24 protein-coding genes are annotated in these 26684 nt (G+C 68.5%); 3 read left to right on the top strand and 21 right to left on the bottom strand.

The genetic code is table 11. The features are described 5' to 3' along the window. Window positions 1-336: 336 nt before the first annotated feature. Genes rpsQ through rpsJ form a run of 11 tightly spaced genes read right to left on the bottom strand, consistent with a single transcriptional unit; the run spans window position 337 to window position 5688 of the window. Complete coding sequence (gene rpsQ / locus J2W21_RS11440; RefSeq protein WP_066499517.1) at window positions 337-627, bottom strand: 30S ribosomal protein S17; 291 nt, start codon at window positions 625-627, stop codon at window positions 337-339. Then, window positions 624-944, bottom strand: a complete 321-nt coding sequence (rpmC, locus tag J2W21_RS11435) for a 50S ribosomal protein L29 (protein ID WP_307114631.1) — start codon at window positions 942-944, stop codon at window positions 624-626. The genes rpsQ and rpmC overlap by 4 nt, the downstream gene beginning before the upstream one ends. A gap of 2 nt (window positions 945-946) precedes the next feature. Beyond that, a complete protein-coding gene (gene rplP, locus J2W21_RS11430) occupies window positions 947-1363 on the bottom strand; it encodes a 50S ribosomal protein L16 (protein WP_307114630.1) in 417 nt (138 codons plus the stop codon). Continuing rightward, a complete protein-coding gene (gene rpsC, locus J2W21_RS11425; protein WP_307114629.1) occupies window positions 1364-2194 on the bottom strand; it encodes a 30S ribosomal protein S3 in 831 nt (276 codons plus the stop codon). It lies immediately after the preceding gene. Further along, window positions 2195-2560 (bottom strand): 50S ribosomal protein L22, encoded by a 366-nt coding sequence (rplV, locus tag J2W21_RS11420; RefSeq protein WP_066499533.1) that lies wholly within the window; start codon window positions 2558-2560, stop codon window positions 2195-2197. Between the two features lie 53 nt (window positions 2561-2613). Next, entirely contained in the window at window positions 2614-2895 is a 282-nt protein-coding gene (gene rpsS / locus J2W21_RS11415; RefSeq protein WP_307114628.1) for a 30S ribosomal protein S19, read from the bottom strand. 12 nt (window positions 2896-2907) lie between these two features. Continuing rightward, window positions 2908-3747, bottom strand: a complete 840-nt coding sequence (gene rplB / locus J2W21_RS11410) for a 50S ribosomal protein L2 (protein WP_307004514.1) — start codon at window positions 3745-3747, stop codon at window positions 2908-2910. A gap of 30 nt (window positions 3748-3777) precedes the next feature. Then, on the bottom strand, window positions 3778-4086 hold the full coding sequence (gene rplW, locus J2W21_RS11405) for a 50S ribosomal protein L23 (RefSeq protein ID WP_307114627.1): 309 nt from the start codon (window positions 4084-4086) through the stop codon (window positions 3778-3780). Further along, window positions 4083-4703 (bottom strand): 50S ribosomal protein L4, encoded by a 621-nt coding sequence (gene rplD / locus J2W21_RS11400; protein ID WP_307114626.1) that lies wholly within the window; start codon window positions 4701-4703, stop codon window positions 4083-4085. The genes rplW and rplD overlap by 4 nt, the downstream gene beginning before the upstream one ends. A gap of 4 nt (window positions 4704-4707) precedes the next feature. Beyond that, window positions 4708-5358 carry a 50S ribosomal protein L3 gene (gene rplC, locus J2W21_RS11395; RefSeq protein WP_307004519.1) on the bottom strand — a complete coding sequence of 217 codons (651 nt, stop codon included), beginning with the start codon at window positions 5356-5358 and terminating at the stop codon, window positions 4708-4710. A 21-nt stretch (window positions 5359-5379) separates the two neighbouring features. After that, window positions 5380-5688: a 30S ribosomal protein S10 gene (rpsJ, locus tag J2W21_RS11390; protein WP_043119398.1), complete on the bottom strand. Its 309-nt coding sequence runs from the start codon at window positions 5686-5688 to the stop codon at window positions 5380-5382. A 462-nt stretch (window positions 5689-6150) separates the two neighbouring features. Between rpsJ and J2W21_RS11385 the strand changes: the two genes are divergently transcribed. Continuing rightward, complete coding sequence (locus tag J2W21_RS11385; RefSeq protein WP_307114625.1) at window positions 6151-7569, top strand: GH1 family beta-glucosidase; 1419 nt, start codon at window positions 6151-6153, stop codon at window positions 7567-7569. A 110-nt stretch (window positions 7570-7679) separates the two neighbouring features. Here the strand turns inward: J2W21_RS11385 and tuf are convergent, their stop codons facing one another. From tuf to rpoB, 6 genes are all read right to left on the bottom strand, one after another. Further along, complete coding sequence (tuf, locus tag J2W21_RS11380; protein ID WP_066499550.1) at window positions 7680-8870, bottom strand: elongation factor Tu; 1191 nt, start codon at window positions 8868-8870, stop codon at window positions 7680-7682. A gap of 199 nt (window positions 8871-9069) precedes the next feature. Next, entirely contained in the window at window positions 9070-11184 is a 2115-nt protein-coding gene (gene fusA / locus J2W21_RS11375) for an elongation factor G (RefSeq protein ID WP_307114624.1), read from the bottom strand. A gap of 74 nt (window positions 11185-11258) precedes the next feature. Beyond that, a complete protein-coding gene (rpsG, locus tag J2W21_RS11370) occupies window positions 11259-11729 on the bottom strand; it encodes a 30S ribosomal protein S7 (protein ID WP_066499554.1) in 471 nt (156 codons plus the stop codon). After that, window positions 11729-12103, bottom strand: coding sequence for a 30S ribosomal protein S12 (gene rpsL / locus J2W21_RS11365; RefSeq protein WP_043119407.1), 375 nt, complete (start codon window positions 12101-12103; stop codon window positions 11729-11731). Before rpsL ends, rpsG begins: the two co-directional genes overlap by 1 nt. A gap of 643 nt (window positions 12104-12746) precedes the next feature. Continuing rightward, window positions 12747-16646, bottom strand: coding sequence for a DNA-directed RNA polymerase subunit beta' (locus J2W21_RS11360; protein ID WP_307114623.1), 3900 nt, complete (start codon window positions 16644-16646; stop codon window positions 12747-12749). A gap of 56 nt (window positions 16647-16702) precedes the next feature. Continuing rightward, window positions 16703-20203 carry a DNA-directed RNA polymerase subunit beta gene (rpoB, locus tag J2W21_RS11355; RefSeq protein WP_307114622.1) on the bottom strand — a complete coding sequence of 1167 codons (3501 nt, stop codon included), beginning with the start codon at window positions 20201-20203 and terminating at the stop codon, window positions 16703-16705. 410 nt (window positions 20204-20613) lie between these two features. Here rpoB and J2W21_RS11350 point away from each other — a divergent pair, with 410 nt between their 5' ends. Together J2W21_RS11350 and J2W21_RS11345 are read left to right on the top strand one after the other, a co-directional pair. Then, window positions 20614-21801, top strand: a complete 1188-nt coding sequence (locus tag J2W21_RS11350; RefSeq protein ID WP_307114621.1) for an acetyl-CoA C-acetyltransferase — start codon at window positions 20614-20616, stop codon at window positions 21799-21801. 118 nt (window positions 21802-21919) lie between these two features. Beyond that, complete coding sequence (locus tag J2W21_RS11345) at window positions 21920-22339, top strand: aminoacyl-tRNA deacylase (RefSeq protein WP_307114704.1); 420 nt, start codon at window positions 21920-21922, stop codon at window positions 22337-22339. 141 nt (window positions 22340-22480) lie between these two features. On the opposite strand, the gene rplL is transcribed toward J2W21_RS11345, so the two are convergent. The 4 genes from rplL to J2W21_RS11325 form a co-directional block, all read right to left on the bottom strand. Further along, window positions 22481-22858: a 50S ribosomal protein L7/L12 gene (gene rplL / locus J2W21_RS11340; RefSeq protein WP_307114620.1), complete on the bottom strand. Its 378-nt coding sequence runs from the start codon at window positions 22856-22858 to the stop codon at window positions 22481-22483. 77 nt (window positions 22859-22935) lie between these two features. Continuing rightward, window positions 22936-23529 (bottom strand): 50S ribosomal protein L10, encoded by a 594-nt coding sequence (gene rplJ, locus J2W21_RS11335; protein WP_307114619.1) that lies wholly within the window; start codon window positions 23527-23529, stop codon window positions 22936-22938. Window positions 23530-23824: 295 nt separating this feature from the next. Next, window positions 23825-25360 carry an ATP-dependent DNA ligase gene (locus J2W21_RS11330; RefSeq protein WP_307114618.1) on the bottom strand — a complete coding sequence of 512 codons (1536 nt, stop codon included), beginning with the start codon at window positions 25358-25360 and terminating at the stop codon, window positions 23825-23827. Between the two features lie 61 nt (window positions 25361-25421). After that, complete coding sequence (locus J2W21_RS11325; protein WP_373423102.1) at window positions 25422-26669, bottom strand: nitrate/nitrite transporter; 1248 nt, start codon at window positions 26667-26669, stop codon at window positions 25422-25424. Between the last annotated feature and the right edge of the window lie 15 nt (window positions 26670-26684).

Below are 26684 nucleotides of genomic sequence, written 5' to 3'. Positions count from 1 at the left end.
GGCCCCCGGGAAGTGCAGGTTCAGCCCATGGCCCCGGCGAGAAGTGGACTTCTCGCCTCCAGGGCCGCGGAAGGAGGACTGGACGGCGAGAGGTGAACTGTCCGTGGGAGCTCCGTGCCGAACATGCGCTTCTGGGCCGGAACCGTCGGCGGCGACCGGTCACTGGGCAGCCCGCGGCGGTGGGCCACGGGGCAGCGCGCGGCGACCGGCCGCCGTCGTGCGCCCCGCCAGCCCGAGCCCACGCCGCAACCCGGGCGAGACCAACGGCGACGGCCCGCCCCCTCGAAAGGGGACGGGCCGTCGGTGCGGGTGCGATAACCGCGAGGGGCCAGGTGGTTACTTGGCCTTCTCGAGGATCTCGACGAGGCGCCACCGCTTGGTGGCGGACAGCGGACGGGTCTCCGCGATGAGAACGAGGTCGCCGATGCCGGCGGTGTTGTTCTCGTCGTGGGCCTTGCGCTTCTCGGTGCGGCGGATGACCTTGCCGTACAGCGAGTGCTTCACGCGGTCCTCGACCTCGACGACGATCGTCTTGTCCATCTTGTCGGACACGACGTAGCCGCGGGCCGTCTTGCGGTGGCCGCGCTGCTCGGCAGCGTTCTCCGTCAGGTTCTTCTCTTCGCTCACTTGGCGTCCTCCTCGGCAGCCTCGGCCGGCTCGGCCTTGGCAGCCTTCTTAGCCGCCTTCTTCGTGTCCTTCGTCTCGGCGACCACGGGGGCGGCCTCGGCACGGATGCCGAGCTCGCGCTCGCGAAGGATCGTGTAGATGCGGGCGATGTCCTTCTTGACCGCGCGGAGGCGGCCGTGGTTCTCGAGCTGGCCGGTGGCCGACTGGAAGCGCAGGTTGAACAGCTCTTCCTTGGCCTTCTTGAGCTCCTCGAAGAGGCGCTCGCTGTCCAGCTGGTCGAGCTTCTCAGCCGTCATGTCCTTCGAACCGACTGCCATTCTCATTCACCACCTTCGCGGCGCACGATGCGCGCCTTCAACGGGAGCTTGTGGATGGCGAGGCGCAGGGCCTCGCGCGCCACCTCGTCGGACACACCGGAGAGCTCGAAGAGCACGCGGCCCGGCTTGACGTTGGCGATCCACCACTCCGGCGAGCCCTTACCGGAACCCATGCGGGTCTCGGCAGGCTTCTTGGTCAGCGGACGGTCCGGGTAGATGTTGATCCAGACCTTGCCGCCACGCTTGATGTGACGGGTCATCGCGATACGAGCGGACTCGATCTGACGGTTGGTCACGTACGCCGGGGAGAGGGCCTGGATGCCGTACTCGCCGAAGGTGACCTTGGTGCCACCGGTGGCAGCGCCCGAGCGACCCGGGTGGTGCTGCTTGCGGTGCTTCACACGACGCGGGATAAGCATTTAAGCCTCTCCTCCTTCTGCTGCCGGAGCAGCGGCCTCGGCAACCGGAGCCTCAGCGGCCGCCGGGGCGGCCTGCGGCTGGCGGTCGCCAGACGGACGACGGCGGCGCTCGCCACCGGGGCGGCCCGCACGGTCGCCGCGGTCACCACGACCGCGGGACGGAGCGGCGGCAGCCTGGGCAGCCAGCTCCTTGGAGGTCACATCGCCCTTGTAGATCCAGACCTTCACGCCGATGCGGCCGAAGGTGGTCTTGGCCTCGTAGAAGCCGTAGTCGATGTTCGCGCGGAGCGTGTGCAGCGGCACACGGCCCTCGCGGTAGAACTCCGAGCGGGACATCTCGGCGCCGCCGAGACGGCCCGAGCAGGCGATGCGGATGCCCTTGGCACCGGCGCGCTGCGCGGACTGCATGGCCTTCTTCATGGCACGGCGGAACGCGACACGGCTCGAGAGCTGCTCCGCGACGCCCTGGGCGACGAGCTGTGCCTCGACCTCGGGGTTCTTGACCTCGAGGATGTTCAGCTGGACCTGCTTGCCGGTGAGCTTCTCGAGCTCGCCGCGGATGCGGTCGGCCTCGGCGCCGCGGCGGCCGATCACGATGCCCGGGCGCGCCGTGTGGATGTCCACGCGGACGCGGTCGCGGGTGCGCTCGATCTCGACCTTGGCGATGCCGGCGCGCTCCATGCCGTTGGTCATGAGCTGGCGGATCTTGACGTCCTCACGGACGAAGTCCTTGTAGCGCTGACCGGGCTTGTTGCTGTCGGCAAACCAGTGCGAGACGTGGTCGGTGGTGATGCCGAGTCGGAACCCGTGGGGGTTGACCTTCTGTCCCATTTACCGGACCTCCTCGTTCTCGGGCGTCGCGACGACCACGGTGATGTGGCTGGTGCGCTTCTTGATGCGGTAGGCGCGGCCCTGGGCACGCGGCTGGAACCGCTTCATGGTCGGACCCTCGTCAACGAACGCCTCAGAGATGTAGAGGTCGCTCTCGTCGAACGCGACACCGTCGCGGTCGGCGAGGACACGGGCGTTGGCCACCGCGGACGCGAGGACCTTGTACACCGGCTCCGAAGCCGCCTGCTGGGCGAACTTCAGGATCGCCAGAGCCTCATTCGCCTGCTTGCCACGAACAAGGTTGACGACGCGCCGGGCCTTCATCGGCGTTACGCGGATGTGACGCGCAATTGCCTTGGCTTCCATTGCTTTCCTTCTCTTTCTCAGAGCTCAGCGCTGCTGCTGCCTTGCGGCAGGAATCAGCGGCGCTTGCCCTTCTTGTCGTCCTTCACGTGGCCGCGGAAAGTCCGCGTCGGGGCGAATTCGCCGAGCTTGTGCCCGACCATCGACTCGGTGACGAAGACCGGGATGTGCTTGCGTCCGTCGTGCACGGCGATCGTGTGCCCGAGCATGTCGGGGACGATCATCGAACGGCGGGACCAGGTCTTGATGACGTTCTTGGTGCCCTTCTCGTTTTCCTTGGCGACCTTCACAAAGAGGTGCTGGTCAACGAAAGGACCCTTCTTCAGGCTGCGTGGCATGTGTCCAGGCTCCTATCGCTTGTTCTTGCCAGTACGACGACGACGGACGATGAGCTTGTCGCTCGCCTTGTTCGGGCGGCGGGTGCGGCCCTCGGGCTTGCCGTTCGGGTTGACGGGGTGACGGCCACCGGAGGTCTTGCCCTCACCACCACCGTGCGGGTGGTCGACCGGGTTCATGGCCACACCGCGGACGGTCGGGCGGACGCCCTTCCAGCGCATGCGGCCGGCCTTGCCCCAGTTGATGTTGGACTGCTCGGCGTTGCCGACCTCGCCGACCGTCGCGCGGCAGCGGACGTCGACGTTGCGGACCTCGCCCGAGGGGAGGCGGAGCTGGGCGTACTTGCCCTCCTTCGCCACCAGCTGGACGGAGGCACCGGCCGAGCGGGCCATCTTCGCGCCGCCACCGGGGCGGAGCTCGACGGCGTGGATGACCGTACCGACCGGGATGTTCCGCAGCGGCAGGTTGTTGCCGGGCTTGATGTCGGCGTCCGGACCGGACTCGACGATGTCGCCCTGGGAGAGCTTGTTCGGCGCGATGATGTAGCGCTTGGTGCCGTCCACGAAGTGCAGCAGCGCGATGCGCGCGGTGCGGTTCGGGTCGTACTCGATGTGCGCGACCTTGGCGTTGACGCCGTCCTTGTCGTGACGACGGAAGTCGATCAGACGGTACTGGCGCTTGTGCCCACCACCCTTGTGGCGCGTGGTGATCTTGCCGGAGTTGTTGCGGCCGCCCTTCTTGGGGAGGGGACGAACCAGCGACTTCTCCGGCGTCGAGCGCGTGATCTCTGCGAAGTCGGCCACGCTCGAGCCGCGACGGCCCGGGGTAGTCGGCTTGTAGTTACGGATTGCCATTTACCTGTTCCTCGTTAAAGTGGTCTCCGCTCAGGCGAGCGGACCGCCGAAGATGTCGATCGTGCTGCCGTCCTTGAGAGTGACGATGGCACGCTTGGTGCTCTTGCGCTCGCCCCAGCCGAACTTGGTGCGCTTGCGCTTGCCCGGGCGGTTGAGCGTGTTGATCGAGTCGACCTTGACCGAGAAGATGCGCTCGATCGCGATCTTGATCTCGGTCTTGTTCGAGCGCGGGTCCACCAGGAAGGTGTACTTGCCCTCGTCGATCAGCCCGTAGCTCTTCTCGGAGACGACCGGCGCGAGGATGACGTCGCGCGGGTCCTTGTAGCTGGATGCGCTCACTTGGAGCCCTCCTCATTCTTGGACTTGGACGCCACGAACGCGTCGAATGCAGCCTTCGTGAAGACCACGTCGTCGGAGACGAGAACGTCGTACGTGTTCAGCTGGTCGGCGTAGATCGCGTGCACCTCGGCGAGGTTGCGGACCGAGAGGGCGGCCAGCTCGTCCGCGCGGTCGATCACGACGAGCAGGTTCTTCCGCTCGGAGAGGCCGCGCAGCGTCTCGAGGGCGCCCTTCGTGCTCGGCTTCTCGCCGGAGACGAGGGACTCGACGACGTGGATCCGGCCGTTGCGGGCCCGGTCCGAGAGGGCGCCGCGGAGGGCAGCGGCCTTCATCTTCTTGGGGGTGCGCTGGCTGTAGTCGCGCGGCACGGGACCGTGCACGACGCCGCCGCCGGTCATGTGCGGGGCGCGGATCGAGCCCTGGCGGGCGCGGCCGGTGCCCTTCTGCTTGAACGGCTTGCGGCCGGCGCCGGAGACCTCGCCGCGGCTCTTCACCTTGTGCGTGCCCTGGCGTGCAGCGGCCAGCTGGGCGACGACAACCTGGTGCAGAAGCGGGACGTTGGTCTGGACGTCGAAGATCTCGGCGGGGAGATCGACCTTGACAGTTGCGTTAGCCATGAGTTCAGGCTCCCTTCACGGCGGTGCGGACGAGGACGACCGAGCCGCGGGCACCGGGGAGGGCGCCCTTGATGAGGAGCAGCGAGTTCTCGGCATCCACGGCGTGGACGGTGAGGTTCATGGTCGTCTGGCGCACATTGCCCATGCGACCGGCCATGCGGAGGCCCTTGAAGACGCGGCCCGGGGTGGCGCAGGCACCGATGGAACCGGGCTTGCGGTGGTTCTTGTGGGCACCGTGGGAGGCACCGACGCCGGAGAAGCCGTGACGCTTCATGACACCGGCGAAGCCCTTGCCCTTGGTGGTGCCGACGATGTCGATCTTCTGGCCGGCCTCGAAGGTCTCCACGGAGAGCTCCTGGCCCAGCTCGTAGGACTCGGCGTCGGCGGTGCGGACCTCGACGAGGTGGCGGCGCGGGGTCACGCCGGCCTTCTCGAAGTGGCCGGTGAGCGGCTTGTTGACCTTGCGCGGGTCAATCTGGCCGTAGCCGATCTGGACGGCGGTGTAGCCGTCGGTCTCGGCGTTGCGGAGCTGGGTGACGACGTTGGCGTCGGCCTTAACGACAGTGACGGGGATGAGCTTGTTGTTCTCGTCCCAGACCTGGGTCATGCCGAGCTTCGTGCCCAGCAGGCCCTTCACATTGCGGGTTGCGGTCATAGTTCTCTCAGCACCTCCCTCTTAGAGCTTGATTTCGATGTTGACGTCGGCCGGCAGGTCGAGACGCATGAGCGAGTCGACAGCCTTGGGCGTCGGGTCGATGATGTCGATCAGCCGCTTGTGCGTGCGCATCTCAAAGTGCTCGCGGCTGTCCTTGTACTTGTGCGGAGAGCGGATGACGCAGTACACGTTCTTCTCCGTGGGGAGCGGGACGGGGCCCACCACCGTTGCGCCTGCGCGCGTGACCGTCTCAACGATCTTCCGAGCCGAAGTATCGATGACCTCGTGGTCATACGACTTCAGCCGGATGCGGATCTTCTGTCCCGCCATATCGCCTGACTCGCTTTCGTCGTCTTAGCACTGCACTGTTCTGTTGGCTGTGGCTGCCGAAGCATTCAAGGTCACGACCACCACCGGCAGCACTGCCTGAATCCGGTATCCCGGGTTCCTCAGACAGCCGGCCTCTCCGACCCCCGCGGTCGGGCGTGTCGCGCCGCTGGCGCACACGGTCCCCTAGCCTCTTTCGCGAAGGTGGGTCATATTTGGGCTCCAGCCTGGACCCTGCACCCGGCATTATCCGGATCGGGACACGAAGGAGCGCTTGAACAACTCATCTAGTCTGCCAGACATCTGCGCCATGCGCCAATCGGGCCCTCGAAGACCGGCGGACGGCGCCCCATTGCCCTCGGGGACTGTGCTGAGGATCATAGTCCCATGCTCCCCGCGGACCAGTCACCGGCTCCGGGCCCCGACCATGGTCCCACAACTCCTGTCAGTCCCGCCGCCTCGGCCGTGGAGGCCTTGGCCGGCCGCATCCCGGACGGCTTCACGCTCGGGGTGGCGACGGCGGCATTCCAGATCGAGGGGGCACTCGACGAGGACGGCCGCGGCCCCTCGGGGTGGGACGAGTTCGCCGCGCGCCCGGGGATGATCGCGCACGGGGACTCCCCCGCCGTGGCGTGCGACCACTACCACCGCAGCCATGAGGACCTGGCGCTGCTCACGGACCTCGGGGTGGACTCCTACCGCTTCTCGATCGCCTGGCCGCGCGTGCAGCCGGACGGCCGGGGGGCGTGGAATGAGAAGGGCTGGGACTTCTACGACCGGCTCATCGACGACATGCTCGCCTGCGGCCTCTCCCCCATGGCCACGCTGTACCACTGGGACACGCCGCTCCCCCTCGAGCACGACGGCGGGTGGCTGAGCCGCGAGACCGCCGAACGGTGCGCTGCCTTCGCCGCTGAGGCCGGCCGCCGCTTCGGCGACCGTGTGGACCGCTGGGTGACCCTCAACGAGCCGGTGTCGGTCACCCTGAACGGCTACGCGGTGGGCATCCACGCCCCGGGCAAGCAGCTCCTGTTCGAGGCCATGCCCGCCGTGCACCACCAGCTCCTGGCCCACGGCCTGTCCGTGCAGGCCCTCCGTGCCTCGGGCGCCCGGGGCTCGATCGGGGTGACGAACATGCACGCCCCCGTGCACCCGGCGGGCGTCCATCCGCTCGACTGGATCCATGCCCGCGTCGTCGACCTCATGGTCAACCGCCTCTACGCGGACCCGATCCTCCTGGGGCGCTACCCCAAGCCGCCCTTCCTCGCGCGCCGGTTCTTCCACGCGCTGCGCGACCCGCGCCCGGAGGACCTCGCCACGATCCACCAGCCGCTCGACTTCTACGGTGTCAACTACTACTACCCCGCTCGGATCCGCTCCGGGCCGGGGCCCACGCCGGAGGGCGTGAAGCCCACGAAGGCCATGACGAAGGTGCCGTTCCACCTCGCGGACTTCCCCGAGTACGCGAGCACGGGCTTCGGCTGGCCCATCTCCCCCAAGTACTGCGGGGTGGTCCTGTCCGAGCTCAAGAAGCGCTACGGCGACGCCCTTCCCCCGATCTACATCACCGAGAGCGGGGCGAGCTTCCCCGAGCCCGCCCAGGCAGACGGGATGGTGTACGACGACGAGCGGATCGCCTACCTGGCCTCGCACCTCGAGGCGGCGCTCGCCGCCGTGGAGCCGGGTGGCCCCGCCGAGGGCGTCGACCTGCGTGGGTGGTACGTGTGGACGCTCATGGACAACTTCGAGTGGGCGGCGGGCTACACGCAGCGGTTCGGGCTCGTGCACACGGACTTCGCCACGCTCGAGCGGACGCCGAAGGCCTCCTACTACTGGCTGCGGCGGCTCGCCCGCGCCCGGCACAGGCCGGCGGTCAGCGCCTGACCGGCGGGCCGCTGGCGCCCGACCGCCGACAGAGACAGAAGGACCCCGCCGCACTAGGTGCGACGGGGTCCTTCCAGATCCGGCCCTCAGGCCAGCAGTTCCGCGAGGAACTACTTGATGATCTTGGTCACGCGGCCCGAGCCAACGGTGCGGCCACCCTCGCGGATGGCGAAGCCGAGGCCCTCTTCCATGGCGATGGGCTGGATGAGCTGGACGGTCATCTCAGTGTTGTCGCCGGGCATGACCATCTCGGTGCCCTCGGGGAGGGTGATGACGCCGGTCACGTCCGTGGTACGGAAGTAGAACTGCGGGCGGTAGTTCGAGTAGAACGGGTTGTGACGGCCGCCCTCGTCCTTCGAGAGGATGTAGACGTTCGCCTCGAAGTCGGTGTGCGGGGTGATCGAACCCGGCTTCACGACGACCTGGCCACGCTCGACGTCCTCGCGCTTGATGCCGCGGAGCAGGAGGCCACAGTTCTCGCCGGCCCACGCCTCGTCGAGCTGCTTGTGGAACATCTCGATACCGGTGACCGTGGTCTTCTGGACCGGACGGATACCGACGATCTCGACCTCGGAGTTGAGGGCGAGGGTGCCACGCTCGGCGCGGCCGGTCACGACCGTGCCACGGCCGGTGATCGTGAAGACGTCCTCGATCGGCATGAGGAACGGCTTGTCGCGGTCACGGACCGGGTCCGGGATGTTCTCGTCGACGGCCTCCATGAGGTCCTCAACCGACTTGACCCACTTCGGGTCACCCTCGAGGGCCTTGAGGCCCGAGACGCGGATGACCGGAGCGTTGTCGCCGTCGAAGCCCTGCGAGGACAGGAGCTCACGGACCTCCATCTCGACGAGATCGAGGAGCTCCTCGTCGTCGACCATGTCGGCCTTGTTCAGCGCGACCAGCAGGTACGGCACGCCGACCTGGCGGGCGAGCAGAACGTGCTCGCGGGTCTGAGCCATCGGACCATCAGTCGCCGCAACCACGAGGATGGCGCCGTCCATCTGCGCCGCACCCGTGATCATGTTCTTGATGTAGTCAGCGTGGCCCGGAGCATCGACGTGAGCGTAGTGGCGCTTCTCCGTCTGGTACTCGATGTGGGAGATGTTGATGGTGATGCCGCGCTGGCGCTCCTCAGGAGCGGAGTCGATCTGCGCGAAGTCGCGCTTCTCGTTGAGGTCGGGGTACTTGTCGGCAAGCACCTTCGAGATGGCAGCAGTCAGCGTCGTCTTGCCGTGGTCAACGTGGCCGATGGTGCCGATGTTGACGTGCGGCTTAGTCCGCTCGAACTTTGCCTTCGCCACTTGTTCCTCCTAGAACTGGATTCAGAAGACTGCTTCCAGCCGCGACTGTCGCAACTGAAACTTGTGCAAGTCTACTGTGGGCTGTGTTTTTTCGTGAAATCACGCGGAAGTCGGCTCCCGCGCGGAGGGCGACCCGCCGCCGTCGTGCGTCCCAGCCCCTGAGGACCGGTGCCGGCGGCGGCGAGCCGCGATCGGTGAACTACTCGCCGCGCGACTTCTGGATGATCTCGTCGGCGACGGCCTTCGGGACCTCGGAGTAGCTGTCGAACTGCATGGAGTAGACAGCACGTCCCTGGGTCTTCGAGCGAAGGTCGCCGATGTAGCCGAACATCTCGGACAGCGGCACGAGGGCGCGGATGACCTTGACGCCGACAGCGTCCTCCATGGCCTGGATCTGGCCACGGCGGGAGTTCAGGTCGCCGATGACGTCGCCCATGTACTCCTCGGGCGTACGGACCTCGACGGCCATGAGCGGCTCGAGGAGCACCGGGTTGGCGCGGCGTGCGCCCTCCTTGAACACCTGCGAACCGGCGATCTTGAACGCCATCTCCGAGGAGTCGACGTCGTGGTAGGCACCGTCGGTGAGCGACGCCTTCACGCCCACCATCGGGTAGCCCGCCAGGATGCCGAACTGCATGGCGTCCTGGATGCCCGCGTCCACGCTCGGGATGTACTCGCGCGGGACGCGACCGCCGGTGACGGCGTTCACGAACTCGTAGAACGTGCCCTCGGCCGTGTCGAGCGGCTCGAACGTGACCTGCACCTTCGCGAACTGGCCGGAACCGCCAGTCTGCTTCTTGTGCGTGTAGTCGACCTTCTCGACCTTCTTCTTGATGGTCTCGCGGTAGGCCACCTGCGGCTTGCCCACGTTGGCCTCGACCTTGAACTCGCGGCGCATGCGGTCCACCAGGATGTCCAGGTGGAGCTCGCCCATGCCGCCGATCTCGGTCTGGCCGGTCTCCTCGTTGAGGGAGACGGTGAACGTCGGGTCCTCAGCGGAGAGCTTCTGGATGGCGGTGGAGAGCTTCTCCTGGTCGCCCTTGGTCTTCGGCTCGATGGCCACGAAGATCACGGGCTCGGGGAAGGTCATCGACTCGAGGACGATCGGGTTCGCCATGTCGCACAGCGTGTCGCCGGTCGTGGTGTCCTTGAGGCCGATCACCGCGTAGATGTGGCCAGCGTGGAGCTCCTCGACGGGGTTCTCCTTGTTGGCGTGCATCTGGAAGAGCTTGCCGAGGCGCTCCTTCTTGCCCTTCGTCGAGTTCAGCACCTGCATGCCCGAGGTCGCCTTGCCCGAGTACACGCGGATGAAGTTGAGCTGGCCGAAGAACGGGTGCGCCGCGATCTTGAACGCCAGAGCGGAGAACGGCTCGTCCTCGCTCGGCTTGCGGGTCATCTCGACCGTCTCGTCCTTCGGGTCGTGGCCGATCATGGCGGGCACGTCGAGCGGGGACGGGAGGTAGTCGATGACCGCGTCGAGCATCGGCTGGACGCCGCGGTTCTTGAACGCGGAGCCACAGAACACGGGGTAGATCTCCGAGTTGACCGTGAGCTTGCGGATGCCGGCCTTGAGCTCCTCGAGGGTGAGCTCCTCGCCCTCGAGGTACTTCTCCATGAGCTCCTCGGACGCCTCGGCGACGGCCTCGACGAGCTCGTGGCGGTACTGCTCGGCCTTCTCCTGCAGGTCCGCGGGGATCTCGCGGGTCTCGTAGGAGGCACCCATGGTCACGTCGCCCTTGGCGTCGCCAGGCCAGACGAGGGCCTTCATGGTGAGCAGGTCGACGACGCCGATGAACTCGCTCTCGGAGCCGATGGGCAGCTGCATGACGAGCGGCTTGGCACCGAGGCGCTTCACGATGGTGTCGACCGTGAAGTAGAAGTCGGCGCCGAGCTTGTCCATCTTGTTGACGAAGCAGATGCGCGGGACGTCGTACTTGTCAGCCTGGCGCCACACCGTCTCGGACTGCGGCTCGACACCCTCCTTGCCGTCGAAGACGGCGACGGCGCCATCGAGCACGCGCAGGGAGCGCTCGACCTCGACCGTGAAGTCCACGTGGCCGGGCGTATCGATGATGTTGATCTGGTTGTTGTTCCAGAAGCAGGACACGGCGGCAGACGTGATGGTGATGCCGCGCTCCTTCTCCTGCTCCATCCAGTCGGTCGTCGAGGCGCCGTCGTGCGTCTCGCCGATCTTGTGCGTCATGCCCGTGTAGAAGAGAATGCGCTCGGTCGTGGTGGTCTTGCCGGCATCGATGTGCGCCATGATGCCGATGTTGCGGACCCTGCTGAGGTCGGTAAGCACGTCGAGTGCCACGGTGTCTCCCTGTTTGTCCTAAATGGCTGCACGTTCGCCGCCGGCCCTCGTGGGGCCGGCGGCGAACCCTGGCATTACCAGCGGTAGTGGGCGAAGGCCTTGTTGGACTCGGCCATCTTGTGCGTGTCCTCGCGGCGCTTCACAGCGGCACCGAGGCCGTTCGAGGCGTCGAGGATCTCGTTCTGGAGACGCTCGGTCATCGTCTTCTCGCGGCGGGCCTTCGAGTAGCCGACGAGCCAGCGGAGGGCCAGCGCGGTGGCGCGGCCGGGCTTGACCTCGACCGGAACCTGGTAGGTCGCGCCGCCGACGCGGCGGGAGCGGACCTCGAGGGTCGGGCGGACGTTGTCCATGGCCTTCTTCAGCGCAGCGACGGGGTCGTTGCCCGTCTTCTGGCGGGCGCCCTCAAGGGCACCGTAGACGATGCGCTCGGCGGTGGACTTCTTGCCGTCCACGAGGACCTTGTTGATGAGCTGCGTCACGAGCGGCGAACCGTAGACCGGGTCGACGACGAGAGGACGCTTCGGGGCAGGGCCCTTACGAGGCATTACTTCTTCTCCTTCTTGGCGCCGTAGCGGCTGCGGGCCTGCTGGCGGTTCTTGACACCCTGGGTGTCGAGGGCACCGCGGACGATCTTGTAGCGGACACCGGGAAGGTCCTTCACGCGGCCGCCGCGCACGAGCACGATCGAGTGCTCCTGGAGGTTGTGGCCGACGCCGGGGATGTACGCCGTGACCTCGACGCCGCCGTTGAGGCGGACGCGCGCGACCTTGCGGAGCGCGGAGTTCGGCTTCTTCGGGGTCGTGGTGTACACACGGGTGCACACGCCACGACGCATGGGGCTGCCCTTGAGGGCAGGGGCCTTGGTCTTGGAGACCTTCGGCGTGCGGCCCTTCCGGACCAGCTGCTGAATAGTAGGCACTATCGCTCCGTCTTTGTACTTGCGTACGTCGTTGAACTTCCGCCCACGTCGCCCCGTGATGGAGGGATTCGGTGGACGCTGTCGGTTGCTTCGCACTTCCGCGGCAACCGACCGTAGGCGTGCAAAAGTGTGGCATCCGTTGCGCACCAACCCCGCAACCCGGAAACAGGCCCCGTCGCCGCTGAGCCCCAAGGGACTTTCCCGACGGCCTTCATCCACTGCCACACAGAAACAATCGAAGAAAGCCTATCACGGGCCAGCGGCTGGACCGAATCGCCCTCCCCCGGCAGCCGCCTCCGGTCCGCCGAGGTCACCCCGTGGACGCGCGAGGTCGGGGCCCCCGGTCCGCCCGTCGCGATGCACGACGACGCCCGGTCGCCTTCCGCGGTGACGCCCGCCGCACCGAGCGGGTCGGCAGCCACGGCGAGTGCCGGCGTCGTCCGTCGCGGAGGTGACGTCGCGGTCCACGGGGTGACGTCACGCTCCCCCGGGGTGACGTCGCGGCCCCACGGCGTGACTTCGCGGCCCTACGGGGTGACGTCGCGGCCCCACGGGGTGACTTCGGCGGAGGAGGGACGGGGGGATGCCGGACGGCCGGCACCCGCGAGGGGTGCCGGCCGTCCGGTCTGTGCCGTGCTACGGATCAGCGGTAGTCGCCGCCGAGGTCGTAGTCGTCCAGCGGGATCGCGTGGAACTCCTGGACCCCGTCGCCGTTCAGCGGATCGTAGGCGAAATCGCTGAACGCGCTCGGACCGGTGAAGAGCGTCGCCTTGGCCTCCTCGGTGGGCTCGACCGTGATGTCCGTGTAGCGGGGAAGACCCGTACCGGCCGGGATGAGCTTGCCGATGATGACGTTCTCCTTGAGGCCCAGCAGCGGGTCGCTCTTGCCCTCCATGGCCGCCTGCGTGAGCACGCGGGTGGTCTCCTGGAAGGACGCGGCCGAGAGCCAGGACTCCGTGGCGAGCGACGCCTTGGTGATGCCCATGAGCTCGGGACGGCCGGAGGCCGGACGCTTGCCCTCGGAGACCACGCGGCGGTTCTCGTCGCGGTAGCGACGGCCCTCCGCGAGCTCGCCCGGCAGCAGGTCCGTGTCGCCGGACTCGATGACCGTGACGCGGCGCAGCATCTGGCGGACGATGACCTCCACGTGCTTGTCGTGGATGCCGATGCCCTGGCTGCGGTACACGCCCTGGACCTCGTCGACGAGGAACTTCTGCGCCTCGCGCGGGCCCTGGATGCGCAGGACCTGCTTGGGGTCGACCGGGCCGTTGACGAGCTTCTGCCCGACGGTGACGCGGTCGCCGTCCTCGACCAGGAGACGTGCACGGCGGGAGACCGGGTAGGCGATCTCCTCGGTGCCGTCGTCCGGAGTGAGGACGATGCGCAGCTGCTTCTCGGTGTCCTCGATCGCCACGCGGCCGGCAGCCTCGGAGATCGGGGCCACACCCTTCGGGGTGCGGGCCTCGAAGAGCTCCTGGATACGGGGCAGACCCTGCGTGATGTCCTCGCCACCGCCGGCCGACACGGCGCCACCGGTGTGGAACGTACGCATGGTGAGCTGGGTGCCGGGCTCGCCGATGGACTGGGCGGCGATGATGCCGACGGCCTCGCCGATGTCCACGAGCTTGCCGGAGGCCAGCGAGCGGCCGTAGCACTTCGCGCAGGTGCCCACCGCGGACTCGCACGTGAGGACCGAGCGGACCCGGATCTCCGTGATGCCGGCGTTGATGAGCTGGTTGATCAGCACATCGCCCAGGTCGGCTCCGGCCTCGGCGAGGACGGTGCCCTCGGAGTCCGTGACGTCCACCGCGAGCGTGCGGGTGTACGCCGTGTTCTCGACGTTCTCCTCGCGCGTGAGCTCGCCGTTGTGGTCCGCGACCGCGATCGTGACCATCAGGCCGCGCTCGGTGCCGCAGTCCTCCTCGCGCACGATCACGTCCTGCGAGACGTCGACGAGACGACGCGTCAGGTACCCCGAGTTGGCGGTACGGAGAGCCGTGTCCGCCAGGCCCTTGCGGGCGCCGTGCGTGGCGATGAAGTACTCGAGCACCGACAGGCCCTCGCGGTACGAGGACTTGATCGGGCGCGGGATGATCTCGCCCTTCGGGTTCGCCACGAGGCCGCGGATACCGGCGATCTGGCGGACCTGCATCCAGTTGCCTCGGGCGCCGGAGGAGACCATGCGGTTGATGGTGTTCATCTTCGGCATGGACTCGCGCATGACCGACGCGATCTCGGTGGTCGCCTTGTCCCAGATCTCGATGAGCTCGGAGCGGCGCTCCTCGTCGTCGATGAGACCACGGTCGTACTGGCTCTGGATCTTCGCCGCGCGGTCCTCGTAGCCGGCCAGGATCTCCGGCTTGGCCTCGGGGACGGCGATGTCGGAGATCGCGACCGTGACGCCCGAACGCGTGGCCCAGTGGAAGCCGGCGTCCTTGAGGTTGTCGAGGGTCTGCGCCACGACGACCTTCGGGTAGCGCTCCGCGAGGTCGTTGACGATCTTGGAGAGCTGGCCCTTGTCCGCCACCGACTCGACCCAGGGGTAGTCCTCGGGCAGGGTCTGGTTGAACACGACCTGGCCCAGCGAGGTGTCCACGAGCGCCGGCGCGCCGGGCTCCCAGCCCTCGGGGGCGGGGCGGTCTGCCGAGGGCACGAAGCCCTCAAGCCGGATCTTGACCTGCGCGTTGAGGTGCAGCTCGCGCGCATCGTGCGCCATGATCGCCTCGGCGACCGAGGAGAACACGCGGCCCTCGCCGACGGCACCCTCACGCTTGGTGGTGAGGTGGTACAGGCCGATGATCATGTCCTGCGAGGGCAGGGTGACCGGACGGCCGTCCGACGGCTTGAGGATGTTGTTCGAGGAGAGCATCAGGATGCGCGCCTCGGCCTGGGCCTCGGGGCTCAGCGGCAGGTGCACAGCCATCTGGTCGCCGTCGAAGTCGGCGTTGAACGCCGCGCAGACGAGCGGGTGCAGCTGGATGGCCTTGCCTTCCACGAGCTGCGGCTCGAACGCCTGGATGCCGAGGCGGTGCAGGGTAGGTGCACGGTTGAGCAGCACCGGGTGCTCGGTGATGATCTCCTCGAGCACGTCCCAGACCTGCGGGCGGTACCGCTCCACCATGCGCTTGGCGCTCTTGATGTTCTGCGCGTGGTTGAGGTCCACGAGCCGCTTCATGACGAACGGCTTGAACAGCTCGAGCGCCATCTGCTTCGGCAGGCCGCACTGGTGCAGCTTCAGCTGCGGGCCGACGACGATGACCGAACGGCCCGAGTAGTCGACGCGCTTGCCGAGCAGGTTCTGGCGGAACCGGCCCTGCTTGCCCTTGAGCATGTCGGAGAGCGACTTGAGCGGGCGGTTGCCCGGACCCGTCACCGGACGGCCGCGGCGGCCGTTGTCGAACAGCGAGTCCACAGCCTCCTGCAGCATGCGCTTCTCGTTGTTGACGATGATCTCCGGCGCACCGAGGTCAAGCAGGCGCTTGAGGCGGTTGTTGCGGTTGATCACACGGCGGTACAGGTCGTTCAGGTCGGAGGTCGCGAAGCGGCCACCGTCGAGCTGGACCATCGGGCGCAGCTCCGGCGGGATCACCGGGACGGCGTCCAGGACCATGCCGGTCGGCTTGTTCTCCGTGGTGAGGAACGCGTTGACGACCTTGAGGCGCTTGAGCGCACGGGTCTTCCGCTGGCCCTTGCCGTACTGGATGATGTCGCGGAGCGACTCGGCCTCGGCCTCCAGATCGAAGGACTGGAGGCGCTTCTGGATCGCCTCGGCGCCCATCGAGCCCTCGAAGTACATCCCGTAGCGGTCACGGAGCTCGCGGTAGAGAGCCTCGTCGCCCTCGAGGTCGGCGACCTTGAGGTTCTTGAAGCGGTCCCACACGGCCTCGAGGCGCTCGATGTCGGCGTCCGCACGCTTGCGGATCGTCGCCATCGTCTTGTCGGCGAGGTCGCGGGCCTTCTTCTTGTCCGCGGCCTTGGCACCCTCGGCCTCGAGCTTGCCGAGCTCCTCCTCGAGGTCGCGGGCGACAGCGGCAATGTCGGAGTCGCGGTTGTCGACGAGGCGCTTGCGCTCGAGGTCGTGCTCGGCCTGGAGGTTGGGCAGCTGCTCGTGGCGGCGCTCCTCGTCGACCCGGGTGATCATGTAGGCCGCGAAGTAGATGACCTTCTCAAGGTCCTTCGGTGCCAGATCGAGCAGGTAGCCGAGGCGCGACGGCACGCCCTTGAAGTACCAGATGTGCGTGACGGGCGCGGCGAGCTCGATGTGGCCCATGCGCTCGCGGCGGACCTTGGCGCGGGTGACCTCGACGCCGCAGCGCTCGCAGATGATGCCCTTGAACCGGACGCGCTTGTACTTGCCGCAGTAGCACTCCCAGTCCCGGGACGGGCCGAAGATCTTCTCGCAGAAGAGTCCGTCCTTCTCGGGCTTGAGGGTGCGGTAGTTGATGGTTTCCGGCTTCTTCACTTCGCCGTGCGACCAGGTGCGGATGTCATCCGCGGTCGCCAGGCCGATCTGCATGAGGCCGAAGGAGGATTCGTTGGACAATGTGGTCCCTTATCTCTCGTGTCTGGAAAGTCTTGGCTGCCGGTGGCGGTGGAGGGTCAGACCTCTTCGACGGAGCTGGGCTCGTCGCGGGAGAGGTCGATGCCCAGTTCCTCCGCGGCAGTGAAGACTGCATCATCGGCGTCGCGCATCTCGATCGTCTGGCCGTCGGCGGAGAGGACCTCCACGTTCAAGCACAGCGACTGCATTTCCTTGATGAGGACCTTGAAGGACTCAGGGACGCCCGGCTCGGGGATGTTCTCGCCCTTGACGATCGCCTCGTAGACCTTCACGCGGCCGTGGATGTCATCCGACTTGATCGTCAGGAGCTCCTGGAGCGTGTACGCCGCACCGTAGGCCTCGAGGGCCCACACCTCCATCTCGCCGAAGCGCTGGCCGCCGAACTGCGCCTTACCACCGAGCGGCTGCTGGGTGATCATCGAGTACGGACCAGTGGAACGGGCGTGGATCTTGTCGTCCACGAGGTGGTGCAGCTTCAGGATGTACATGTAGCCGACCGAGACCGGGTCCGGGAACGGCTCGCCGGAGCGGCCGTCGAACAGTTGGGCCTTGCCGGAGGCGCCGATCAGCCGCTGGCCGTCACGCGTGACATTGGTGGAGTCGAGCAGGCCCGAGATCTCCTCCTCGCGGGCGCCGTCGAACACGGGGGTGGCCAGGTTCTGGTTCGGGCCCGTCTCGCGCGGCATGTTCGGCAGGTTCTTGATCCAGTCCGGCTCGCCCTCGACCTTCCAGCCGGTCTTGGCGATCCAGCCCAGGTGCAGCTCGAGGACCTGGCCGACGTTCATGCGGCCGGGGACGCCGAGCGGGTTCAGGACGACGTCGACCGGGGTCCCGTCGGCGAGGAACGGCATGTCCTCGACCGGCAGGATCTTGGAGATGACGCCCTTGTTGCCGTGGCGGCCGGCGAGCTTGTCGCCGTCGGTGATCTTGCGCTTGGCGGCCACGTAGACGCGCACGAGCTGGTTGACGCCCGGGGGCAGCTCGTCGTCGTTGTCGCGGTCGAACACGCGCACGCCGATGACCGTGCCGGACTCGCCGTGGGGGACCTTCAGGGACGTGTCGCGCACCTCGCGGGACTTCTCGCCGAAGATCGCGCGCAGCAGGCGCTCCTCCGGGGTCAGCTCGGTCTCGCCCTTCGGGGTGACCTTGCCGACCAGGATGTCGCCGGCCTCGACCTCGGCGCCGATGTGGATGATGCCGCGCTCGTCGAGCTGGGCAAGCACCTCCTCGGACACGTTCGGGATGTCGCGCGTGATCTCCTCGGCACCCAGCTTGGTGTCGCGGGCATCGATCTCGTGCTCCTCGATGTGGATCGAGGACAGGACGTCCTCGGCCACGATCCGCTGGCTGAGGATGATCGCGTCCTCGAAGTTGTGGCCCTCCCACGACATGAACGCGACGAGGAGGTTCCGGCCGAGGGCGAGCTCGCCCTGGTCGGTGGCCGGCCCGTCGGCGATGATGCCGCCGAGCTCGAGGCGGTCCCCCTCGTTCACGAGAACACGGTGGTTGTAGCAGTTGCCCTGGTTGGAGCGGGAGAACTTGCCGATGCGGTAGTTCGTCTCCGTGCCATCGTCGTTGAGCATCACCACGAGGTCCGCGGAGACCTCGGTGACGACGCCCGCCTTCTTGGCCACGACGACGTCGCCCGCGTCCACCGCGGCCGAGCGCTCCATGCCGGTGCCGACGAACGGCGCCTCGGAGCGGACGAGCGGCACGGCCTGGCGCTGCATGTTCGCACCCATGAGGGCGCGGTTGGCGTCGTCGTGCTCGAGGAACGGGATGAGGGCCGTCGCGACCGAGACCATCTGGCGCGGGGAGACGTCCATGTACTCGACCTCGTCGGCCGGGACGAGCGTGGGCTCGCCGCCGCCGCCGCGCTGCCGGACCAGGACCATCTCCTCGGCGAAGGAGCCGTCCTCGTTCAGCGGCGAGTTCGCCTGGGCGATCTGCACCTCGGCCTCGTCGTCAGCCGTGAGGTAGTCGACCTGGTCGGAGACGATCCCGTTGGACACCTTGCGGTACGGGGTCTCGATGAAGCCGAACGGGTTGATGCGGCCGTAGGAGGCGAGCGAGCCGATGAGGCCGATGTTCGGGCCTTCAGGGGTCTCGATGGGGCACATGCGGCCGTAGTGCGACGGGTGCACGTCGCGGACCTCCATGCCCGCGCGGTCGCGGGACAGGCCGCCGGGGCCGAGCGCCGAGAGGCGGCGCTTGTGGGTCAGGCCCGAGAGCGGGTTGTTCTGGTCCATGAACTGCGAGAGCTGCGAGGTCCCGAAGAACTCCTTGATCGCAGCGACGACCGGGCGGATGTTGATCAGGGTCTGCGGCGTGATGGCCTCGACGTCCTGGGTGGTCATGCGCTCGCGGACCACGCGCTCCATGCGGGACAGGCCGGTGCGGACCTGGTTCTCGATGAGCTCGCCCACCGCGCGGATGCGGCGGTTGCCGAAGTGGTCGATGTCGTCGACCTCGACGCGGACGTCGATCTCCTCGCCGTCGCGGGTGCCCTTGATCGACTTCTCGCCGGCGTGGAGCGCCACGAGGAACTTGATCATGGCGACGATGTCCTCGATGTGGAGGATGGACGCCGTCGGGTCCGAGAGCGGGCGGTCGATGCCGAGCTTGCGGTTGATCTTGTAGCGGCCGACCTTCGCCAGGTCGTAGCGCTTGACATTGAAGTAAAGGTTGTCCAGGAGGGACTGCGCGGCGTCCACCGTCGGCGGCTCGCCCGGACGGAGCTTGCGGTAGATGTCGAGGAGGGCGTCCTCGCGGGTCTCCGTGGTGTCCTTCTCGAGGGTGGCGCGGATCGAGTCGTACTCGCCGAACTCCTCGAGGATCTGGCCCTCGGTCCAGCCGAGCGCCTTGAGCAGCACGGTCACGGACTGCTTGCGCTTGCGGTCGAGGCGGACGCCGACCTGGTCGCGCTTGTCGATTTCGAGCTCGAACCAGGCGCCGCGCGAGGGGATGATCTTCGCGGTGAAGATGTCCTTGTCGCTCGTCTTGTCCGCGGTGCGCTCGAAGTACGCGCCCGGGGAGCGGACGAGCTGCGAGACGACGACGCGCTCGGTGCCGTTGACAACGAACGTGCCCTTGTCGGTCATGAGCGGGAAGTCGCCCATGAACACGGTCTGCTGCTTGATCTCGCCCGTGTTGTTGTTCATGAACTCGGCCTTGACGTACAGCGGGGCCGAGTAGGTGGCGTCGCGGTCCTTGCACTCCGCCATGGTGAACTTCGGATCGGCGAACTCCGGGTCCGAGAAGCTCAGGGACATGGTGCCCTGGAAGTCCTCGATCGGGGAGATCTCCTCGAAGATGTCCGAGAGGCCGGACGTCGTCGCTACGCTGTCGTCGCCCTTCGCCTGGGCCTCGGCCACGCGGGCCTGCCAGCGCTCGTTGCCGACGAGCCAGTCAAAGCTCTCGGTCTGGAGGGCGAGGAGATTCGGAACATCCAGCGGTTCGTGAATCTTGGCGAATGAGAGCCGGCGGTTTGCACCGTCGGTGGTAGCGGTTTGGGTTTCAGAGGTGCTCGAGGCGACCAAGAGGGATCCTTCCACAGACCTTCAGGATTGTCCGCACCCTCCCCCGACGGGGCCTTGGCCCGCAGAACCTCATGGTTGACCGCGTGACCGTCCCGAGAGCCCACCGCTATATGAAGGCACCACCGGTTAACAGCTGTTAAAAGGGAGAACGCAAAGATTTATCCTACCGCAGATGGGCGCACGTGTCTACCGCACACCGCGCGTCGGGTCAAGTGTCCCCGTGGCGTTGGCCGGAATCGCCGTCGATCCGGCCGCCCTACGAACAGGTCGCGAACCACACTGTACACCCGGGGCCCGCGGGGCGGCCTCTGGCGCTGCCGGGGGTCTGGGGCTGTAGCCTGATGGACACCACAGGGGCCTGAGGGCACCCCCAGGCACCGCAGGCACGTCAGATCCGGGAGCGAAGCACCATGAGCAACGACGACGTTGTCATCCTGTCCGCAGCGCGCACGCCGCTGGGCCGCCTCAACGGCCAGCTCGTCTCCTTCACCGCAGTGGAGCTCGGCACCCACGCGATCTCGGCCGCGATCGCGCGCGCCCGCGTGGGCGCCGAAGCCGTGGACGCGGTGATCATGGGCCAGGTGCTCCAGGCGGGCGCCGGGCAGAACCCCGCGAGGCAGAGCGCGATCGGCGCGGGCGTCGGCTGGGACGTGCCGTGCGTGACCATCAACAAGGTCTGCCTCTCCGGCCTCACGGCCGTGATCGACGCGGCCCGGATGATCCGCGCCGGGGACGCCACCGTGGTGGTGGCAGGCGGCCAGGAGTCGATGTCCCGGGCCCCGCACGTGCTCCCCGGATCGCGCCAGGGCTGGACCTACGGCACCGTCGGCGCCCTCGACGTCGCCGCGCACGACGGCCTCACGGACGCGTTCGACGGGCAGTCGATGGGCCTGTCCACGGAGATGCGGAACCTCGCCCTCGGGATCGGCCGCGCAGCCCAGGACGAGGTCGCCGCCGCCTCGCACGTGCGCGCCGCGGTCGCGCAGAAGGAGGGCGTCTTCGACGAGGAGATCGCCCCCATCGAGGTCAAGCAGCGCAAGGGGGACCCGATCCTCCTGTCCGCCGACGAGGGGGTCCGGCCCAACACGTCCCGCGAGACCCTCGCCCCGCTGCGGGCCGCCTTCGCCGCCGACGGCACCATCACCGCGGGCAACTCCTCGCCCCTCTCCGACGGCGCCGCCGCCCTGGTCCTGACCAGCCGCGCCTACGCCGAGGAGCACGGCCTGGAGTGGCTCGCCGTGGCCGGCAGGCCGGGGCAGGTGGCCGGCCCGGACAACTCGCTCCACTCGCAGCCGTCCCACGCCATCTCCCAGGCCCTCTCCCGCGCGCAGTGGACCACCGCAGACCTCGACTTCATCGAGATCAACGAGGCGTTCGGCTCGGTCGCCGTCCAGTCGCTCAAGGACCTCGACTACCCCCTCGAGAAGTGCAACATCCACGGCGGGGCGATCGCCCTCGGCCACCCCATCGGCGCCTCGGGCGCCCGGCTCGCCGGCCATGCCGCCCACGAGCTCGCCCGGCGCGGCTCCGGCAGGGCGGCCGTGGCGCTCTGCGGCGGCGGCGGCCAGGGCGAGGCACTCCTCCTCTACCGGGACTGAGGGGGCAGCAGTGACGCACGACGGCGCGGGGTCGCCTCCCGCGGCAGGCGAGAGGCCAGCGTCGGCCGCCTCGGGCGACGGGCACGCGAGGTTCCTCGCCGGCGCCGCCGCCCACGGGCTGGACGTCCAGGTGGCCCCGCGCGGGCGCGCCCGGAGCCTCGAGGAGGCCGCGGCGAACCTCGGGATCGAGCCGCGGGAGATCGTGAAGTCGCTCGTGGTCAAGCACCCCGACGGCACGTTCCTATTCGCGCTCATCCCGGGCGACCGGCAGATCTCCTGGCCCAAGCTGCGGGGCCTGCTCGGGGTCAACCGGCTCTCGATGCCGCCGGCCGACGTGGCCCTCGCGGCGACCGGCTACGAACGCGGCACGATCACGCCGCTCGGATCCTCCACGGCGTGGCCGGTGTGGGCCGACGCGTCGGTCTCGGGCCGCGTGTCCCTCGGTGCCGGCGCGCACGGGCTCAGTGCGTTCGTGGACGCCGAGGAGCTGTTCGCCGCGCTCGGCGCGACCGTGGCCGACATCAGCGAGCCCGCCTGATCCCACGGGGTGACCTCGCGCCCCCACGGGGTGACCTCGGCGGGGTGAGCCGGGGGCGGAGACGCGGAAGGGCCCCGCAGTCCGTGGCGGACTGCGGGGCCCTGGTTCCAGAGCCTGGGCCCTGGGTCAAGCGGGAAGAACCTACTTGAGGGTGACGGTGGCGCCGGCGGCCTCGAGGGTCTCCTTGGCCTTGTCGGCAGCTTCCTTGGTCGCGCCCTCGAGGACGGCCTTGGGAGCGGAGTCAACGAGGTCCTTGGCCTCCTTCAGACCGAGGGAGGTAAGGGCGCGCACCTCCTTGATGACCGCGATCTTCTTGTCGCCAGCGGCCTCGAGGATGACGTCGAAGGAGGTCTTCTCCTCCTCGGCAGCGGCCTCGCCACCGCCCGCGGGGCCGGCGACGGCGACCGCAGCAGCGGTGACCTCGAAGACCTCCTCGAACTTCTTCACGAACTCGGAGAGCTCGATGATGGAGAGCTCCTTGAAGGCCTCGATCAGCTCGTCCTGGGTGAGCTTCGCCATGGTTGGCGTCCTTTCACTTGGGTGGCGTCCGCCCGCAGTGGGCGGGGCGCCGAGAGTATGGGGGTGGGGGAAGAGAATCAGTTCTCTTCGGCAGCGGCCGGGGCGGCGTCGGCGTCAGCCGCAGCCTCCTCAGCAGCGGGGGCCTCGGCCTCAGCAGCGGGAGCCTCGGCAGCAGCCGGAGCGCCGCCCTCCTCCTCGAGCTTGAGACGCAGGGCGTCGATGATGCGCGCAGCCGCGGCCATGGGCGCCTTGAGGACACCCGCAACCCGTGCGAGCTGCAGCTCGCGGGACTCCAGGGCCGCCAGTGCGGCGACCTCGCTCGCGTCGAGCGCCTTGCCCTCGAAGAAGCCGGTCTTGATGACCAGCTGCTTGTTGTCCTTGGCAAAGTCGGTCAGGCTCTTGGCAGCCGCAACGGCGTCACCCTTGATGAACGCGATCGCGGTGGGGCCGGCGAGCTGGCCGTCGAACGCGTCGACACCCGCTTCCTTGGCAGCGATGGCGGTCAGGGAGTTCTTGACGACCGAGAACTTGTTGTCGGTGCCGAGCGAACGACGCAGCTGCTTGAGCTGCGCGACGGAGAGCCCACGGTATTCGGTCAGGACTGCAGCGTTCGACTCCTGGAAATCCTTGGTGATCTCCTCGACAGCTGCCACCTTGGTAGGCGTTGCCATAACCCTCCTTCCGGGGAACAGAAGCCGGTGGGGGCGGGCCCGTGAAACGTCAAACGCCCCGCGCAAGTGCACGGGGCGTGGTCTGCGCGGCCGTGGGCCGCGAGCGTTCGCTCAGTTCACCTGCGCAGGCCGCCCCACGAAATCGGGGACCTTCGGTGGAGGTGCGGGCCGCTTCTCGGCACGCACGATCCAACGACCGGCGGTCTTTGGTGCTTCAACTGTACGGGACGATGCTCGGCCGGCCCAAATCGGGGGACGGACGACGCCGGCCACGCGGCCGCCGCGGCCGGCCCGCCTACCGCAGCAGGGCCCGCAGAGACTGGATGGTGTCGGCGGCCGCCGGCGCCTTGTCGTCCCGGTACCTCTTCACCCGGGCGAAGCGCAGCGCGACTCCGCCAGGGTAGCGGCTCGACCGCTGCACGCCGTCGATGGCGATCTCGACGACCGTGGTGGGCTCGACGAAGACCGTGTGGCCGTCCCTGCGCGCCTCGATGTCGAGGAACCGCTCGGTCTGCCAGCGCAGGAGGTCGTCGGTGAGGCCCTTGAAGGTCTTCCCGACCATCACGAGGCCGCCGGGCTCGCCGAACTCGCCTGTGGGATCGTAGGCGCCCAGATGCAGGTTGGACAGCCAGCCCTGCCGCCGGCCGCTGCCCCACTCGGCGGCGAGCACCACGAGGTCGTACGTCGCTACCGGCTTGACCTTGATCCAGCTCGAGCCCCGCCGCCCGGCCGAGTACAGGGAGCCGATGGCCTTCACCACCACGCCCTCGTGGCCCGCGGCGAGAGCTTCGCGGGAGATCCGCTCGGCCGCATCCGGGTCGCCGGTCACCTCGCCCGGGACGATGAGCCCCGGGGCGAACCTCGCGAGCTCCGCGCGGCGCACGGCCAGGGGCTCGTCGAGGAGGTCCCTGCCGTCGACGTGCAGGACGTCGAAGAACCAGGGCCGCAGGACGGCCTCCCCCGCCCGCTCGGCGCCGAAGCGGGACATCGTCTCCTGGAACGGCCGGGGCATTCCGCCCTCATCGAGGGTGAGCGTCTCGCCGTCGAGGATGACGTCCCGCACGGGCAGCGTCCGCACCGCCTCGACCATCTCGGGCACCCGGTGCGTGATCTCGGCCAGGCTCCGGGTGAAGACCCGCACGCTCTCCCCTGCGCGATGGACCTGGATGCGCGCGCCGTCGAGCTTGAACTCGACGGAGGCCTCCCCCGTCGTGGCCAGCGCCTCGGTGGGCGTCGCCGCCGAGGCGGCGAGCATGGGCAGCACGGGCCTGCCGACGAGCAGACCGAGGCCGGAGAGCTCGTCCTCGGTTCCCGTGACCGCGATCCGGGCGGTCTCGCCCAGTTCCCCCGAGAGCATCGCTGCCCGCCGGACGAGGGCGAGTGGCCGGCCGCCGGCGGCGGCGAGGGCGTCCACCAGCACGCCCTCGAGGGCTCCGGTGCGCAGCTCGCCGAGCAGCACCCCGACGATGAAGCGCTGCTCACGTTCCGTGGCGCGCCGCAGGGCGGCCGACAGCAGGTCGGTGCGCGCCGCCTGCGACCCGGCCCCGGACGTGCCGGCGAGGCGGTCGAGCAGCGCGTCGAACTCTCCCACCGTGATCGACGGCTGCTCGGAGGCCGGCACCGCGCCGCGGGTGCGGGCGAGCCCGCGCCAGCCGACGCCGACCCTGCCCTGGCGGGGCTTCGCGACGAGCATGCCGACCGCGATGGCGAGCTCGTCCGGCGATTCGGCGCCGAGGCGGCGCAGGAGTCCCGCGAGCGCCTCGACCTTGGCCTTCCGGGACCGGGTGGACGCGACCGCCTCGGCGGTGGAGACGAGCTCGTCGAGCAGCATGGCCCCAGTCTCGCACTCGGGAGCGCAGGGACATGACCCCTCAGCGCAGGGACATGACCCCTCAACGGGTGGGGGATGCGCGCCGCTTCCGGCCCATGAGGGCCGCCAGCACGAGGGCCGCGAGCGCCGTGGCGACGAGGAGCAGGAGCCCGATCGCGTACGAGTGCTGCTGCGCGTTGTACGTGGCGCCCATGACGAGGGGCGGGAAGTAGCCGCCGAGGCCGCCGGCCGCGCTGACCACACCGGTCACCGCGCCCACGGTGCCGGCGGGAGCCTGCGTCCCGACCCAGGCGAAGACGCCACCGGTGCCGAAGCCGAGGGCCGCCGCCATGGCCAGGAAGGTCAGACCGGTGGGGACCTCGGGGGGCGGCTGCATGTTCACGACGAAGGCGAGGACCGCGACTCCGGCGAGCGAGACGAGCACCACCGACCTCGGCCCGATGCGGTCCGCGATGATGCCGCCGATCGGCCGCGCGATGACAGCCGCGAGCGCGAAGCCCGCCGTGCGCGTCCCCGCGGCCGTGAGGTCGAAGCTGTAGATGTCCCTCAGGTACGTGGGAAGGTACGTGCTGAACGAGACGAAGCCGCCGAAGACGACGGCATAGAGGAAGCAGAGCTGCCAGGTCACGGGCATCCTGGCGGCGGCGACCAGCTTGCCGAAGCTGCCGTGCGTGACCGGGGTCCACGTCGGAGACTCGCGCATGAAGAAGAAGACGACCGCCGCCATGGCCAGGAGCAGGGCGGCGATGACGATGTGGGTGGTCCAGTACCCGACCGAGGTGACGAGCCGGGGGGTCAGGAATGCCGAGAGCGCCGTGCCGCCCATGCCCATCCCGAAGATCCCGGTCGCGAACCCCTGCCTGGCCCTCGGATACCACGCCGCCGAGAAGGGGATCCCGGCGGTGAACACCGTTCCCGCGACCCCGAGGAAGAACCCGACGACGAGCAGGAGCGCGTAGGACTTCAGGCTCCCGGCGAGCGCGACGAGCAGGACCAGTGGGGCCGTCACCACGAGGATGACGGTCAGCAGCCGCCTGCCCCCGAACCTGTCGGTCAGGACGCCCACCGGCACCCTGCCGACGGCGCCCACGAGCACGGGCATCGCGACGAGAGCCCCGGTCTGTGCCGCGTTGAGCCCCAGATCGTGCGCGTAGCGCGTGCCCAGGGGCGCGATGACCGTCCAGCCCCAGAAGCCCACCACCGAGGCAAGGGTGGCCAGGGTCAGGTTCCGGGCGGCGCCGGGCCGTGGTGCGCCGGGCGCCGCGGCATCCGAGATGGGTCGGGCGGACGGATCGGGTGCGGTGCTCACGGCTCCTCCTGTGGG

Origin of the sequence: Sinomonas atrocyanea, assembly GCF_030811715.1 — a bacterium.
Taxonomy (GTDB): Bacteria; Actinomycetota; Actinomycetes; order Actinomycetales; family Micrococcaceae; genus Sinomonas; species Sinomonas atrocyanea_A.
This window is presented reverse-complemented; position numbering and strand designations above follow the sequence as displayed.